General features: G+C 65.0%; 11 protein-coding genes and 1 tRNA gene. 1 reads left to right on the top strand and 11 read right to left on the bottom strand.

What is annotated here, in order from left to right:
* Positions 1-10: 10 nt before the first annotated feature.
* From H3V04_RS07940 to H3V04_RS07905, 8 genes are all read right to left on the bottom strand, one after another.
* Complete coding sequence (locus H3V04_RS07940; protein ID WP_198187938.1) at positions 11-1,360, bottom strand: Maf family nucleotide pyrophosphatase; 1,350 nt, start codon at positions 1,358-1,360, stop codon at positions 11-13.
* Entirely contained in the window at positions 1,350-2,402 is a 1,053-nt protein-coding gene (gene thrB, locus H3V04_RS07935) for a homoserine kinase (RefSeq protein ID WP_198178308.1), read from the bottom strand. Before thrB ends, H3V04_RS07940 begins: the two co-directional genes overlap by 11 nt.
* The gene (locus tag H3V04_RS07930; protein ID WP_198178309.1) at positions 2,402-3,742 is read right to left on the bottom strand and encodes a homoserine dehydrogenase; all 1,341 of its coding nucleotides are present in this window, start codon (positions 3,740-3,742) and stop codon (positions 2,402-2,404) included. Before H3V04_RS07930 ends, thrB begins: the two co-directional genes overlap by 1 nt.
* 111 nt (positions 3,743-3,853) lie before the next feature.
* Positions 3,854-5,425 (bottom strand): diaminopimelate decarboxylase, encoded by a 1,572-nt coding sequence (locus tag H3V04_RS07925; RefSeq protein WP_198187937.1) that lies wholly within the window; start codon positions 5,423-5,425, stop codon positions 3,854-3,856.
* 26 nt (positions 5,426-5,451) lie between these two features.
* Complete coding sequence (argS, locus tag H3V04_RS07920) at positions 5,452-7,209, bottom strand: arginine--tRNA ligase (protein WP_198187936.1); 1,758 nt, start codon at positions 7,207-7,209, stop codon at positions 5,452-5,454.
* Positions 7,210-7,252: 43 nt separating this feature from the next.
* Entirely contained in the window at positions 7,253-7,642 is a 390-nt protein-coding gene (locus H3V04_RS07915; RefSeq protein ID WP_198177249.1) for a Rid family detoxifying hydrolase, read from the bottom strand.
* Positions 7,643-7,745: 103 nt separating this feature from the next.
* The gene (gene spxB, locus H3V04_RS07910; RefSeq protein WP_198187935.1) at positions 7,746-9,500 is read right to left on the bottom strand and encodes a pyruvate oxidase; all 1,755 of its coding nucleotides are present in this window, start codon (positions 9,498-9,500) and stop codon (positions 7,746-7,748) included.
* A gap of 290 nt (positions 9,501-9,790) precedes the next feature.
* Positions 9,791-9,866: transfer RNA gene (locus H3V04_RS07905), tRNA-Arg, on the bottom strand.
* Between the two features lie 365 nt (positions 9,867-10,231).
* On the opposite strand from H3V04_RS07905, the gene H3V04_RS07900 reads away from it, so the two are divergent.
* Positions 10,232-10,861 carry a hypothetical protein gene (locus tag H3V04_RS07900; RefSeq protein WP_198177615.1) on the top strand — a complete coding sequence of 210 codons (630 nt, stop codon included), beginning with the start codon at positions 10,232-10,234 and terminating at the stop codon, positions 10,859-10,861.
* 12 nt (positions 10,862-10,873) lie between these two features.
* Here the strand turns inward: H3V04_RS07900 and H3V04_RS07895 are convergent, their stop codons facing one another.
* The 3 genes from H3V04_RS07895 to H3V04_RS07885 all read right to left on the bottom strand — a co-directional run bounded on the left by H3V04_RS07895 (position 10,874) and on the right by H3V04_RS07885 (position 14,064).
* The gene (locus H3V04_RS07895) at positions 10,874-11,839 is read right to left on the bottom strand and encodes a tetratricopeptide repeat protein (protein ID WP_198187934.1); all 966 of its coding nucleotides are present in this window, start codon (positions 11,837-11,839) and stop codon (positions 10,874-10,876) included.
* 117 nt (positions 11,840-11,956) lie between these two features.
* Entirely contained in the window at positions 11,957-12,988 is a 1,032-nt protein-coding gene (locus H3V04_RS07890; RefSeq protein ID WP_229281570.1) for a hypothetical protein, read from the bottom strand.
* Positions 12,985-14,064, bottom strand: coding sequence for a hypothetical protein (locus tag H3V04_RS07885; RefSeq protein WP_198187932.1), 1,080 nt, complete (start codon positions 14,062-14,064; stop codon positions 12,985-12,987). Before H3V04_RS07885 ends, H3V04_RS07890 begins: the two co-directional genes overlap by 4 nt.
* Between the last annotated feature and the right edge of the window lie 9 nt (positions 14,065-14,073).

Here is a 14,073-nt window from a genome sequence, read left to right as displayed (position 1 = left end):
GGCCTCCTGCTCAGCCTTCGGCCGCCAGGGCCTCCAGGCGTTGCCGGAAGTGCGGCCAGTCCTGACCGAAGGCCTTCAGCAGGGGCAGGTCCGCGACCTTGTCCAGATCCACCCATTCCAGGGCAATGCTCTCATCGTCATTCATTCGTGGATCGACCTGATGGCCGGGACGCTCGAAGGCCAGGATGGTCGTGTAGCCCCAGGGGCCGTGGTCCTCCAGGTAGGAGCCCACCACCTGAATGTCCTCCGGGCGGATGTTGGCCTCCTCATAGCTCTCGCGCAGGCCGCCCTCCAGAGGATTCTCCCCGTCCGAGATGGCGCCGCCCGGCACACCCCAGGTGCCGCCCTCGGCGCTCCAGCGCGCCCGGTGCTGCAGAAGCACGCTGACCAGTGCGCCGGTGCGGGCATCACGCCGGGCTAGCAAGACGCCGGCAGCCCCGTTGAGCCCCCAGTGCCGCCTGCCGCAGGCACAATCCACCCACCCGTCGCCAGGCTGGTGGACGTTCTCCGCAGGGGCGACCAGCCTTTCAGAGCCATGCGTCGATCCGTCTGCCTGCTGCCGCTCGGGCAGGACCCGCTGGGCCCACAGGTCAGGCCAGGAGACGCCCAGCTCCTGGGCCAGGGAGCGCAGGGTGGACATGCTCAATCCCATCACGCCGCTGGGATCGCCCTGGATGCCCTGGATGAAGGCGCTGCCCAATCCCTCCAAGGTGAAGGATCCGGCCACCTCAAGCGGTTCGCCGGTGGCCACATAGGCCTGCATGGTGGTCCTGTCATAGTCTCCGAAGGTCACTTGAGCGCTGCTGACCGCCCTGGCCCGTCGGCCGGTGGCCAGATCGATCAGACAGTGGCCGGTGACCAGGGCGCCGGTTCGGCCGCGCATGGCCATCAGCCGCTCCAGAGCACGCTCCGGTTTGTGAGGCTTGCCCATGACGACCCCGTCCATACTGAATAGCGAATCACATCCCAGCAGGAGGGGTCCGCGCTCGGCATCGATCATCCCGCCCCAGGCCCCAAGGACCTGGCTCATGGGATTCCGGGAGGATGCACCGGAATCGCTCTGATTCAGAGGCCTGAACGTGACCAGTTCGCCCCGCGAGCGCCTTTCGGCATCCTTGACGGCATCCATGGTCGCTTGGACAGCCGAGGCCTTGGCCTCAGCCAAGACGCCGACCCGTTCGCGCGCATCCAGGTCATCCAGGTGACGACCTGATTTTCCGGCCTGTTCAGCCAGGACGGCTGGCTCATCCACCTTTGAGGGTCGAATGATGGGGTCAATGCCTGCCTGGACCAGAAGCCGGCGCCTGGAGGGGGAGGATGAGGCCAGGATGAGCGGAATATGTCTGTCTTCAGTGTTCACGATTGCCTTCCTGGTCCCGTTCCACCTGGACACCCTGGCAGTCCACATCCAGGGGCAGAATCCGCCAGCGACCGGAATCCAGATAGTCCTTGGTAAGGATCCGCAGCTGATTTTCAGCATCCCCGTAGTGCAGGACGATAATGCATGGTCCAGCCCCTGAGACGGCCGCCGCGTAACCCTGACGGCGCAGGAGCTGCAGGAGCTTGGTCGAGGAGGGCATGAGCCCGGCCCGGTATGGCTGATGGAGCCGATCCTGGGTGGCTACGAAGAGCAGGGCGTTGGCCCTGGCGGCCTGCTCGGCTGCCTCGGTTCCCAGGTCGTCCAGTGACCCTGGGTTCAGGGCGCCGGGAATCAGGGCCGCCCGCGAGAGGTTATGAACGGCATCCGCGTAAGGCACCCGGTTGGGCAGGGCCTGCCGGGCCTTCTGCGTGGACAGATGAGCACCAGGGACGAAGACTGTGGCTTTGATGGCCGGGTCCACCTGGTAACGCAGGGTATGGTAACCGCCCTCCAAGGGCGCGCCCCCGGCTATGGGCAGGGAACCCACCCCCTCGCCAGTGGCCAGATCATAGGAGACGGTCAGTCCCCCATAGACGGCAGGCGCCACGTTGTCGGGATGCCCCTCGATCTGGGCGGCCAGCGTGAAGACGGCATCACGGCGCAGGGGACCGACGTGGGCGAAAGCCGCAGCCGCAGCAATCCCGGCCACGATGGCCTCGGCGCTGGATCCCAACCCCCTGGCCTGGGGGATACGGTTGACGGCGCGCATGATGAAGCCGAACCTTGGCAGTCCGAAGACCTGACAGGCCCGACGGAAGGCGGAAACAACCAGATGGGTCTCGTCTCGGGGCAGGGTCCGCTCCCCCTCACCCTTGATAACCACATAGGCGGTGGTGTCGCCCGGGTCCACGGAACGGGTGAAGACGATTTCGTCATGGTAGTCCAGCGCCAGGCCGACCGCATCGAAACCCGAGCCCAGGTTGGCGCTGGTGGCTGGCACACGCACCCGCACAGTGGACGGGCCCTCTGCAGCAGTTGCCATCATCGGGCCTGCCGATCGAAGACGCGCAGGATGGATGCCTGTCCGGTGACCGAGTCAAAGGTGGAGATCCGTTCGACCACCTTCCGCAGGGTCACCTCGTCACACAGGTGGGTGACCACGCGCAGCTGCTGGATCTCGCCGCTGTAGCCCGGGTCATGCAGGGTGGGCTTGATGTCCTGATTGACTCCGTTGATGGAGATGCCCGCCTCGGAGAAGACCTGGGCGATGGCCGCCAGCACGCCAGGCTTGTCGTGGATCAGGAAACGGACGGCAAAGGCGGCTCGGGATGCATCCAGCGGAGCCATGGGGATGTTGGCGTACATGGGGATCCCCGGGCCCATGCCATGCTGGACGATGTGGCGGGCTTCGGTGACCACATCCCCCACAACGGCCGATGCCGTGGGCGCCCCGCCTGCACCCCGGCCGTAGAACATGAGGTCGTCGGCGGCCTTGGCGGTGACGAAGACCGCGTTGAAGCTGCCATGGACCGAGGCCAGGGGGTGGCTATCGGGGATCAACGCCGGGTAGACCCGGGCGGAGATGCCCTGTTCGCCACGTTCGGCCACTGCCAGAAGCTTGATGACCCGGTGCTCGGTCTGTGCGGCCGCAATATCGTCGGCGGTGATGGCGCGGATGCCCTCCACGGGGACATCATCCAGGCGCACATCGGTGTGGAAGGCCAGCGTGGCCATGATGGCGGCCTTGGCGGCTGCATCCAGCCCATCCACGTCGGCAGTGGGGTCCGCCTCGGCGAAACCCTTGGCCTGGGCGTCGCGCAGGGCCTGGTCGAATTGAAGACCCTTGGTGGTCATCTCATCCAGAATGTAGTTGGTGGTCCCGTTGACAATGCCCACCAGGCTGGTGATGCCGTCACCCACCAGGGATTCGCGCAGGGGCCGCACGATGGGGATGGCCCCGCCCACGGCCGCCTCGAAGTAGATGTCGACGCCCCGCTCTTCGGCAGCCCGGTAGAGCTCGGGACCGTGCTGGGCCAGCAGGGCCTTGTTGGCGGTGACCACGCTGGCGCCGGATTCAATGGCCTTGAGCAGCAGGGTGCGGGCCGGCTCAATGCCGCCGATCAGCTCGATGACGATGTCCGCCCGGGTGACCAGACCGGCTGAGTCTGTGGTCAGCAGGGACGGATCGATCCAATCAGCCTTGACCTTGTCAGGATGGAGGACGGCGATGCCCACCAACTCCAGGGGACGACCCACTCGACTGGCCAGATCCTGGCTCTGCTCCACCAGGAGGCGAGCGGTCTGGGATCCCACGGTCCCTGCCCCTAGAAGTGCTATGCGGATAGGCCTGACGGCCTCCTGCTGTTGCGTATTCCTGGGCATATGGATCCTCCATCCGCCCCAACGGGGCCGGTCACCGTGTGTTGCTCCATCTTAGAAAGCCAATCCGACACCCGTATCCACCCCGGCGGCCGCTTCCATCCGGGGCGGGACTCATCCCTGGTCCAGGGCCAGCAGGTCATCCATGGTCTGCCGCCGCATCATCAGATGGGCGCCGGACAGGTCCAGGCCCACCACAGGAGGGATCAGAGCCTGATTGTAGTTGCTGGCCATGGTCCGCCCGTAGGCGCCGGTCACCGGCACCAGGAGCAGGTCACCCCTGCGGATGTCCGCAGGCAGAGCCACATCCTGCACCAGGATGTCCCCCGATTCACAGTGCTTGCCCACCACACGGGCCTGGATCCGGTCCCCGCTGCCATGTCGGTTGGCCAGGACGGCGGTATATTCGGCCCCGTAGAGGGCCGGACGGATGTTGTCGCTCATGCCGCCGTCGACCGAAACGTAGGTGCGCACGCTTCCGTCAGACAGGGGGACGGGCTTGACGGTGCCCACCCGGTACAGGCTCATGCCGCAGGGGGCCACGATCCAGCGGCCGGGCTCGAAGGCAATGACCGGCATGGGCATGCCCAGGCGACGGTTGATGGCGACCATGTCAGCCCCCAGACTGGTCAGGGTCTGGTCCAGGTCCATCCGGTCCTCATCCGGGGTATAGGGCACGGAGAAACCACCGCCCAGATCCACTTCGGGCATCAGGTAACCGTCGGTGGCCCAGAAGGTGTGCCGCAGCAGCATCATGCGCCGGGCGGCCTCGATGAAGGCCGAAGAGTCATGGATCTGGGAGCCGATATGGGTATGGATGCCCACCAGCTCCAGTTCCTTCTCGTGGGAGCGAATCTCCTTGAGCAGGGCGATGGCCGGTCCGTCGGCCAGGGCGGACATGGCTTTGATCCGTGCGGGATCGGCCGGTTCAGCGGGCCCGTTGGCAGCCGAATACAGGGCCGAAGAGGAGGGTGAGAGCACGGAATCGACAGGAGCCGAGGTGCCGTTTTCGTTCGTGGCCACCGAAGTCGCTGCCCCAGCCTGTCCGGAGGATCCAGGCCCAGACCCAAGGTCCAGCAGGCCCACGTCGGTGCCCTGGGGCAGCAGGGGGATGCCGAACTTCTGATCCTCGTGGGCAGTGGAGATGTACTCGTGACCGCCGGCGTGCACGCCCACAGTCACCCGGAGCATGACCTTGGCGCGACGACCCTGAGCCCTGGCAGCAGCGGCAATCCGGGCTGGCTCGTCGGGCGCATCGATGACAATGGCCCTGTAGCCCTCCCTCACAGCCAGGTCGATCTCCTGATCGGACTTGTCATTGCCGTGCAGGACCAGGCGGCGACCGGGTGCGCCGGCGGCCCGGGCGATCAGCATCTCGCCCAGGGAACAGGTGTCGATATCAAGCCCCTGGCGCAGCATGATCCGCACGGTCTCCTTGCTGAGGAAGGCCTTGCCGGCGTAGCTGACCCTGGTGGTCGCACCACCCAGATCCCGCAGGGCCGCCTGACGGAAGGCCGAGGCCCGTTCCGCCATCATCGCGGTATCCATCAGATACATGGGGGTGCCGTAACGCTTGGCCAGGTCCTCCATGGAGCACCCGTGCATGGTCAGCATGCCCTGGTGGTCCCGCTGCAAAGACTCTGGCCAGAACCCGTCGGGCCCCAGCCCGCACATCCCTGTTTCCATCGACGACCTCCCGGTGACCTTCAGACTTACATACGGTCCGGGGCCTGGACGCCCAGCAGACCCAGACCGTTGGCGATGACCTGCTGCACAGCGTCATTGAGCCGCAGACGCGCTGCCGCGCGGGCCGGCTGTGGATTCCTGTCCTCGTTCTGGTCCAAATCCGCCCGGCCAGTGGGCTCCATGGGCACCACGCGCTCCAGGTTGTACCAGCGGTGGTATACCCCAGCCAGCTGCTCCAGGTAGTGGGCCACCCGGTGAGGGGCCTTCTGGTCGCCGGCAGTCTGAACAACATTGGGGTAAAGAGCCAGGACGCCCAGAACATCGTTGTCGGCGGCAGTGTCCAGCAGGGACAGGTCGGCCCCGGACCGGTCGATACCCGCCTGGGCTGCGTTACGATCCACGTTTTTGGAGCGGGCGTGTGCGTACTGCACGTAGTAGACGGGGTTGTCATTGGTGTGCGAGGTCAGCAGGTCCAGGTCGATGTCCACGCTCTGGTTGTAGTCGGTGCGGGCCAGGGAATACCGGGCGGCATCCACACCCACGGCATCCACCAGATCATCGATGGTGACCACGTTACCTGCCCGCTTGCTCATGCGCACGGCCTGGCCGTCCTTGATGACATTGACCATCTGGCCGATCAGGATCTGCATGTTCACGCCTGGTGTATCACCGAAAGCCGCGCAGATGGCCATCATCCGGCCGATGTAGCCATGGTGGTCGGCGCCCAGCATGTAGATGGCCTCGTCGCAGGGATCCTTGGCCCTGCGCCGCTTGTTCAGGTAGTAGGCGATGTCGGCCGCCACATAGGCTGCGTGGCCGTCGGACTTGATGATCACCCGGTCCTTGTCGTCGCCGTAGGTGGTGGAGCGGAACCAGGTAGCCCCGTCCTTCTCGAAGATGTCGCCCTTGGCCCGCAGCTCGTCGATGGCCCGGTCCACCTGACCGGACTCGTACAGGCTGTTCTCATGGAACCAGACATCGAAATTGACCCGGAAGTCACGCATGGACTGCTGGATCTCGGCGAACATCATGGGCACAGCCCGGGTGCGGAAGGCCTCGCGCTGGGGGCTGTCACCCTCGGCGCCGTCCTGGTCGCACACCCTGGGCATGGCCAGGATGTCCTGCCCTTCGTCGGCGGCCTCCTTGACCACCCGGGAGGCAATCTCGTCAATATACGAACCCTTGTAGCCGTCAGCGGGCACAGGCTCGCCGTGGGCCGCCGCCACCAGCGAACGGGAGAAGCGGTCGATCTGCGTGCCGTGATCGTTGAAGTAGTACTCCCTGACCACCTTGGCGCCGTTGGCCTCCAGGACGCGGGCCATGGAGTCGCCCACAGCCGCCCACCGTGTGCCGCCGATGTGGATGGGACCCGTGGGGTTGGCGGAGACGAATTCCAGATTGAGCGTGCGCCCGCTCAGGTGATCGTTACTCCCGAAGGCGGCCCCCGCCTCCAGGACCGCATCGACCACTGCAGCCGCCGAGGCCGAATCCAGGGTTATGTTGATGAAGCCGGGACCTGCCACGTCCACCTGGGCGATCCCGTCGGCCTCCCGCAGGGCCTCGGCCAAGGCCTGCCCCAGTTCGACAGGCCTCATGCCGGCCTTCTTGGCCAGCTGCATGGCTATGTTGGTGGACCAGTCCCCGTGGGAGCGGTCCTTGGGGCGCATGACCGCCAGATGGTCGGCGTCTGGAACCATGTCGGGCTCCAGGCTTCCCAGGCGGCCTGACTGGGCCATCTTGACGGCTGTCGAAGAGATGATACGGGCAAGTGCTTCAGGACTCATGCCCTCAAGTCTAGCGATGGCGGGGACCAGCAGCCGGCCCGTCTCAGGCCAGAGCCACCACCTCGATCTCGACCAGGGCCCCCTTGGGGATGTCAGCGCCACCGAAAGCCACGCGGGCCGGCCGCACCGAGCCGATGAAAACCTGGGAGTAGGCCTGGTCCACCTGGGTGAAATCCTCCACCCGCCGCATAAGGATGGTGGCCTTGACCACCTTCTCCATGCCGGTGCCGGCTGCATCCAGGATGTTCTTGACGTTCTTCAGCGCCTGGGTGGCCTGGTCAGCCGCAGTGCCCTCCACCAGCTCGCCGGTTCCCGGGTCGATGCCCAGCTGTCCGGAGACAAAGACAAAGCCCCCGGCCTTGACAGCCTGGCTGTAAGCCCCCAAGGCCTGGGGCGCATACGGCGTGCCGATCTCTTCCGGTCCATCTTCCATGAGTCCGTCCTTTCTTCAGGTCCGCCGCACCCATGCCGGGCCGAAGCCCCGGGCGGACACCGTCCACTATAGGAGTGCCCGCCCGGTAGAAGCGGCACCAGTCTCAGCCCTTGCGAGCCTCCTGGCCCATCCAGTAGGCCAGGGAGCGCAGATCGCCGGCCTCGTAGGTCTTGACGAATTTCTCGACCTGGTCCGGATCCGAGCAGGTCTCCGGGAACCGCATGTAGCGGGTGTCCAGAGGGCTGGCTCCCGTCAGCTTGACATCGATGACCGAAGACCTGTCGGCCTTGCGGGCCTCGGAGAAGGCGTGGCGGGCATCGGCCACCGTGCGCACGGTGAAGCCCAATGCGCCCATGCCCTCGCCGACCTTGGCCCAGTCGGTGTCGGGCAGATCCACTCCGCTCAGAGGCTGATGGCTGTCGTCGCGCTGCTCGGCCTCGATGTAGCCCAGGGACCGGTTGGAAAAGACCACGTTGATGACCGGTGCATGATACTTGAGCTGGGCCAGCACCTCCTCGCCGAGCATGGCGAATCCGCCGTCGCCGCTCAGGGAGTAGACGGTCGATTCAGGATGCTCCAGCTTGGCAGCCAGGGCGGCCGGCACCGCGTAGCCCATGGTGGCGTGCTTGCCGGAGACGGTCCAGCGGTTGGTGGGCTTCAGATGCAGCAGACGCAGGAAATCGATGTCCACATTGCCCACGTCGGGGATGACGATGTCATTGTCCTCAAGCTGCTGATCGATGACGTGGTAGACGGGCTCGGGCCGCAGGGGCGTACGGGTGTCTTCGTTGAAGGAGGCCAGCCACTGGTCCCAGTTCTCCTTGCTGCGCAGGCAGGCCCTGTAGAAGACGGACTCCTCCTGGTCCTGGCCAGCGGCGGTTATTGCCTTGAGGGCCTCGCGGGCGTCGGCCTGGATGGCCAGGACCACGTTGGCCTGGAAGCGCTTGCCCAGTTTGACCGGGTTCAGGTCGATCTGGATGACCTTGGTGTTGGGAGTGACGAACATGGACCCGAAGGGGTTATCCGAACCCACCCAGACCGTCAGATCCGAGGTGTAGATGGCCTCCGTGGCGGTCTTGGTGGCCACACGGCCGGCCGACTGCAGGTAGGCAGGATAGGTGTCCTCCACAATCCCCTTGGCCGGGAAGGTGGAGACCATGGGCATCTTGAAACGCTCGGACATGGCGACCAGCTCATCGCGGGCCCCGGCAGCGCCCTGGCCGAAGTAGAGCAACGGCGCCTTGGCGGACTGAATGATCTCCACCGCCTTGCTGACCTGGTCGGCCGCGGGCTTCAGAGGCTCAGGCTTACGGAAGTTAGGCGCAGAAGCCACCGGGCGGTCGTCGATCTCGGCCCAGGCCAGATCCTTGGGAATGATGACCACGGAGACCCCGTTGCTGGCATAGGCGCGGCGGATGGCCTCGTCCACCAGGGCCGGCAGCCCCTGGGCGTTGGTGGCGGCCCGGGCGAATACGGCCACATCGGTAAAGATAGGCACCTCGTCCATGGCCTGGAAGAAGTCCATGTTCATAAAGGCCTGGGGCACCTCGCCCACCAGGGCCAGCACCGGCACGCCATCCTCGCGGGCATCATAGAGGCCGTTGAGCAGGTGGACAGCCCCTGGGCCCGACGAGCCGAAGCAGACACCGATCCTGCCGGTCAGCTTGGCCTCGCCGGCGGCAGCCAGGGCTCCGGCCTCCTCATGACGGACCTGGATGAAGTCGATGCGCTCGCGCTCGTTGTGGATGGCGTTCATCATGGAGTCGAAGGAACCGCCGGGCAGGCCATAGATGCGCGGCACCCCCCACTGCTCCAGGACGTGAAGGACAGCATCCCCTGCATTGATTCGATTGGCCATGTGAACTCCTTTGCTTCACCGGGGAAAGGAGGCTCCGCCACAACGCGGAAGCGTCGGTCCTCCCCGACGTTCGGTCTTACCCCTTCACTATGGCACCTGAGAACGAAGACACGAGCGGGCCAAGGGCCATGTTCCTCAAAAGCTTAGTGATTCACCACACATATCGTGACGCATAGGGGGTGCGCTTACTTCATCCAGTGAGCACCAAGACCATAATCCCAGGCACGATGGCAGACGGGAGTCGCATAAGGAAAACCCCCGCACTCTTCCTGGCCGCAGGGATTTCATCCTGGTGGGCTCGAAGGGATTCGAACCCTCGACCTTCTGTTCCGGAGACAGACGCTCTATCCGCTGAGCTACGAACCCGACAGCCACTTTCCAGTGGACAACAGAGACTATACTAGGACACTTTGCGCATTTTCGCACCCATGCGCGTCCTGACGTGTCGGTCCGGCTCCAGCCACTCTCGGCGTGTTGCCGCAAAATTCCGGGCGTTTCGTAGGTATCGTGATGGCAAGACTTCGTGCCACCGCCCCGGTTGCGCCATTGCATCCTCATGCGGTGGCGCGAAGCCGCCAACATTCCCGGATGATCTTCTCTCGGGATAGTCTCCACTGTAGTTCCTTCACCCGGCCATCACAAGCGGCCTTCACATACCTGGACAAGTCTGATGGGCTGTGGACGGCAAATGGTGGACGCGACAGGCCTACCGTACCATGGGAGACATGGCCATGAATGAGGACGAGGACGATTTCGAGTTCGAGCGCAGATTCTTCTGCCGGGACCTCCCCCGGGAGCTGCTCGGGGAGAGTCGGCCGACCCTTATTGTGCAGAGCTACTACGTACATGAGGACAACTTCGCCCTGCGTGTTCGCCTTCAGGGACAGGTGGACCCGGTGGTGCCCATGACTGCCCGGACCGATGCCCTCCACACCTTGCTTGAGGAAGGCGACCACTTCGAGGCCGCCTCAATGACGGCCAAGGGCCCCTCTGTCGGCGGCACCCGCTACGAGGCCGAACGGGCCATAGACCCGGGAATCGCCCTGGAGCTGGTTCTGCGCGGCGGCGTTCCCATCGTCAAGAACCGATATGGAGTCTGGCTGGACGAGGACTGGTGGAACCTGGATGTCTTCGGGGACGGCAACACCCCCCTTGTGGTGGCCGAGGTGGAACGGACCGGTCCGGTGACCGACCTGACCATCCCCGACTTCTGCACCACGGAAATCACCGACGATCCGCGGTTCTCCAACGACGGGCTGGCCGACCGTCCCTTCGGTGACTGGGCGACCGACTTCGACCGGGAGCTGAAGGCCAGCGGACCGCGCTTCCTGACCAACTTCGACGGGAATCGCGAGTCCTGACCCAGGAGCGGTTCAGTACATCAGCGTGGACAGACGGCGACGGGCCTTGGCCAGCCGGGGATCGGTCGGTTCGGGAATGACGAAGTACTCCAGCAGACGGCGGCGGATGGGATCGGTCTGATCCCGGTGCCCGGCCAGAAAGTCGAGCAGGCGATCAAAGGCATCCTGGATCTGGCCGCCGATCATGTCCACATCGGCCACATCCAACTGAGCCTGCAAGTCGTCAGGGGCATCGGCAGCCGCTTGACGGACCTTGCGAACATCGGCCTTGGCCGACCTGGCCATCAGCAGGCACTTGGCCTGTTCACGCTTGGCCAGATCGTCTGTCGAATCTGCCTGGACCAGCTTGCCATAGGCCTCGGCTGCAGCTGCATAGTCGCCCTCCTGGGCCAGCCGGTGGGCCTCTTGATGGGCAGGGGGGATGGCATCAGCCGCTGACTGGCCGGCCTGCTCATCCTGCCCCTGGTCGTTGGTCTCCTGGTAGGGGGCACTGCCGGTGATGCCGGCCTTCTGTGCCATCTGAACCACCTGGGGAATGAGCTGATCGGTGATCTGGTTCATCTCCTCATCGGTGGGCAGCCCCTGCAGGATGGGCATGGGCCTGCCGGCCAGCAGGGCAAAGAGGGCCGGGGCGCCCTGCACCTGGAAGGTCTGGGCGATCTGCGGATTGGAAGCGATGTCGATGCGGGAGAGCTGAATGCGCCCCTCCTGGGCGTTGACGGCCTGGGCCAGACGGGTGGCCAGGGGGAAGAGACGGTCGTCGGTGGGCACCCAGAGCAGGATCAGAATGGGGAAGGTGGTCGAGGTCTGGACCATGGCCTGGAAACTGGCCTCGGTGGTATCGATCACGTAGCCGCCGGCCGCAGGCGCACCTCCCTGTTGGCCTGGCTCGGCATCGACCTGGTGCTTGAGCGCGCCCAGGTCGACCGCTCCTGCCAACGAGACGCCCGGCTGCCCCTGCCCGTTCTTGTTCGCCATGTCAGTCCTCCTTAACCCCGCGGTCGCCGACTGCAGCTTCGGCCCGCCCTCGATTGCAAACTCCTGAAAGCCAATCTAGTCCAAGGCCCGGGCGTTCACCCAGCGCAATCCCGCCCCTCAGACCGCTTCCACCTTGATGGGCTCACGCTCGGCGCCCACGGCCCTGATAGGCTCATGCGAGTCCGCCGAAGGCACGTAAAGAGCGATTACGTTGACATAGGTGACCTTCATGGTGCTGGTGGGCTTGCCCTGCCCAAAGAGGGCCGTCTCGGCATCCGAGGCCGGCGAGGATTCACGGCCCTCCCCCGCCTGCCTGGTCCAGACCGAATCGATTCGGGCCACGACCAGGTCGCCCCCATCGGAGGAGTGCATGACCCGCAGCTGCCCCTGTGCCGGGGTGAAGGTCTGGGACTGACTGCCCTTGTTGGCTTCGATTCCCTGCTGGACCACCTGAGTCAGCGTGCCCAGGGAGTTGCGGAAGTCATCCTGGGCGAACTCCTTGACATACTTGCTGCCCTGGGGATTCTGCAGGAGGTCGGCATAGCGGCGCACGGCCTCCACCGGTGTAGCCTTGAGCCCCTGGTCGTCGCCCTGCCCCATCCTGGCGCCGATGGTGGCCACCGGGAACTTGGGCAACTGGGCTCCTTGGAAGAGTCGGGCCACGCCCCAAAGCTTGTAGTTGTCATGGGCGGACTCCTGGTCCAGAACCAAGAGGCGCTTGGACTGCTGATCCTGCGTGGTGGTGGTAATCGAGAAGACCGAACGCGGCCAGCCCGGATCGCCGGGAATGACCGTCTGGGCGATGGTTGTGGGGATGGTCGTCTTGGGATCCAACTGCCCGGTGGCCCGTGCTATGGTCAGCTCGCTGGTGCGGATCTCCAGTTGGGGGCCGCTGACCCGCTGGTCCAGCCCGGCCGGGTCTTTGGCCTCGTTGGCCTGATCGAGAACAGCCCCGATGCTCTTGCGGATACGTGCCTCCTGGGCCGGGGTCAGGTTGGGGGCGGGAGCAGTGGTTGCAGTGCTCTGGGGTTCGGTCCGGCGCGCCTGGGGAACCTGCCCCTCGCAGGCGGACAGACCCGGCAGAAGGGCCAGGGACAAAGCCAACGCCGCTACAGCCGCCACCCCGTTCAACGGTTTGTTCATACTCATTGGCGCTCCTCCTCCCCCTCGTGGGCAAGCCTGGCCAGGTAGGAGGCCATCTCCTGGCTGCTGATAACCCTGGTGGACGACATATCGTCGGCTCTCCGGTCGCCGTTGACGGTACTGCCGTCGGCACTCTCCTGTTGGTCAGCGACCAGGTTCCGATTGCGCGGATCAATCACCACAGGCGGCCTGGGCGGGGGTCCTGGATCCCCCTGCCGCGCCTGGCCACGAGCGTGACGCAGGCGTCGGCCTGAAGCCGGGGTATGCCGATTTCCGAGACCAGGCAGAATGGCGCTGCCCAGGGCCTGGACCACACTGACCTCGGGAGTCTCTTCATCCTCTTGTTCAGGTTCGGTCTGCCTGCGGCGCTTGGCCGGATCCATGGCAAAGACCGTAGCCGAAAGAACAGCCAGCAGGGCCAACAGCCCGCCGGCAAAGTAGAAGGGCATGGCGAAGTTGGGCAGTTTGTCACGCTGCCAGAGCATCTCCAGCCCCAGGGAATGAGCGCCCTGGGGAACTGCCACCAGCAGGACGGCCTGCGGATCGTCGGTCTTCAGGGACATTGACACGCTGCTGTCGGAGCAGGTGACCTGTTGCCACATATCCGAATCCTGAAAGGCCACGCCCTGATCACTTTTGACGGCCTTGCCGGGGCTGGTGTCCCTGCCGACGGACAGGGTCTGCCAATCATCCAGGCCGCGCACCCGGGCCACATCATGCCCGGCTGTCCAGCCAGCTGCATCCTTGGCCGTGGTCAGGGCCATACAGACGGTGGGCTTCTGTGAATCCTGATCTGCTGACGCGGCAGTTCCAGCCGATGCCGCATCCACTCGCATGGTCACTTTGCTGTCCACCAGGGGAAGCACACCTGGATCGGTCACCACATAGGCCGCCTTCGTGCGCGCATGCGCATCCACATGAGCCGAAGGCTTCCAGACCGTGGCGTTGAAGATACCCAGCACTATGGCCGTTACAGCCAACAGTCCGAAGATGGGGGTGACGATGCCGCGCATGATCATGCTGTGACGCGAGGGCTTGCCGGGCCGCGTCATCTCATCTTTTTCCTCGGGTACTTGCTCCATATCATCCAC

The sequence above is a fragment of the Bifidobacterium sp. M0353 genome, assembly GCF_016100645.1.
In the GTDB taxonomy this organism is placed as follows: Bacteria; Actinomycetota; Actinomycetes; order Actinomycetales; family Bifidobacteriaceae; genus Bombiscardovia; species Bombiscardovia choladohabitans.
This window is presented reverse-complemented; position numbering and strand designations above follow the sequence as displayed.

Coding starts and splice junctions, on each gene's coding strand:
- thrB (WP_198178308.1), bottom strand. CDS start 2,402: ATGGCAACTGCTGCAGAGGGCCCGTCCACTGTGCGGGTGCGTGTGCCA.
- H3V04_RS07930 (WP_198178309.1), bottom strand. CDS start 3,742: ATGCCCAGGAATACGCAACAGCAGGAGGCCGTCAGGCCTATCCGCATA.
- H3V04_RS07925 (WP_198187937.1), bottom strand. CDS start 5,425: ATGGAAACAGGGATGTGCGGGCTGGGGCCCGACGGGTTCTGGCCAGAG.
- argS (WP_198187936.1), bottom strand. CDS start 7,209: ATGAGTCCTGAAGCACTTGCCCGTATCATCTCTTCGACAGCCGTCAAG.
- H3V04_RS07915 (WP_198177249.1), bottom strand. CDS start 7,642: ATGGAAGATGGACCGGAAGAGATCGGCACGCCGTATGCGCCCCAGGCC.
- spxB (WP_198187935.1), bottom strand. CDS start 9,500: ATGGCCAATCGAATCAATGCAGGGGATGCTGTCCTTCACGTCCTGGAG.
- H3V04_RS07900 (WP_198177615.1), top strand. CDS start 10,232: ATGAATGAGGACGAGGACGATTTCGAGTTCGAGCGCAGATTCTTCTGC.
- H3V04_RS07895 (WP_198187934.1), bottom strand. CDS start 11,839: ATGGCGAACAAGAACGGGCAGGGGCAGCCGGGCGTCTCGTTGGCAGGA.
- H3V04_RS07890 (WP_229281570.1), bottom strand. CDS start 12,988: ATGAGTATGAACAAACCGTTGAACGGGGTGGCGGCTGTAGCGGCGTTG.
- H3V04_RS07885 (WP_198187932.1), bottom strand. CDS start 14,064: ATGGAGCAAGTACCCGAGGAAAAAGATGAGATGACGCGGCCCGGCAAG.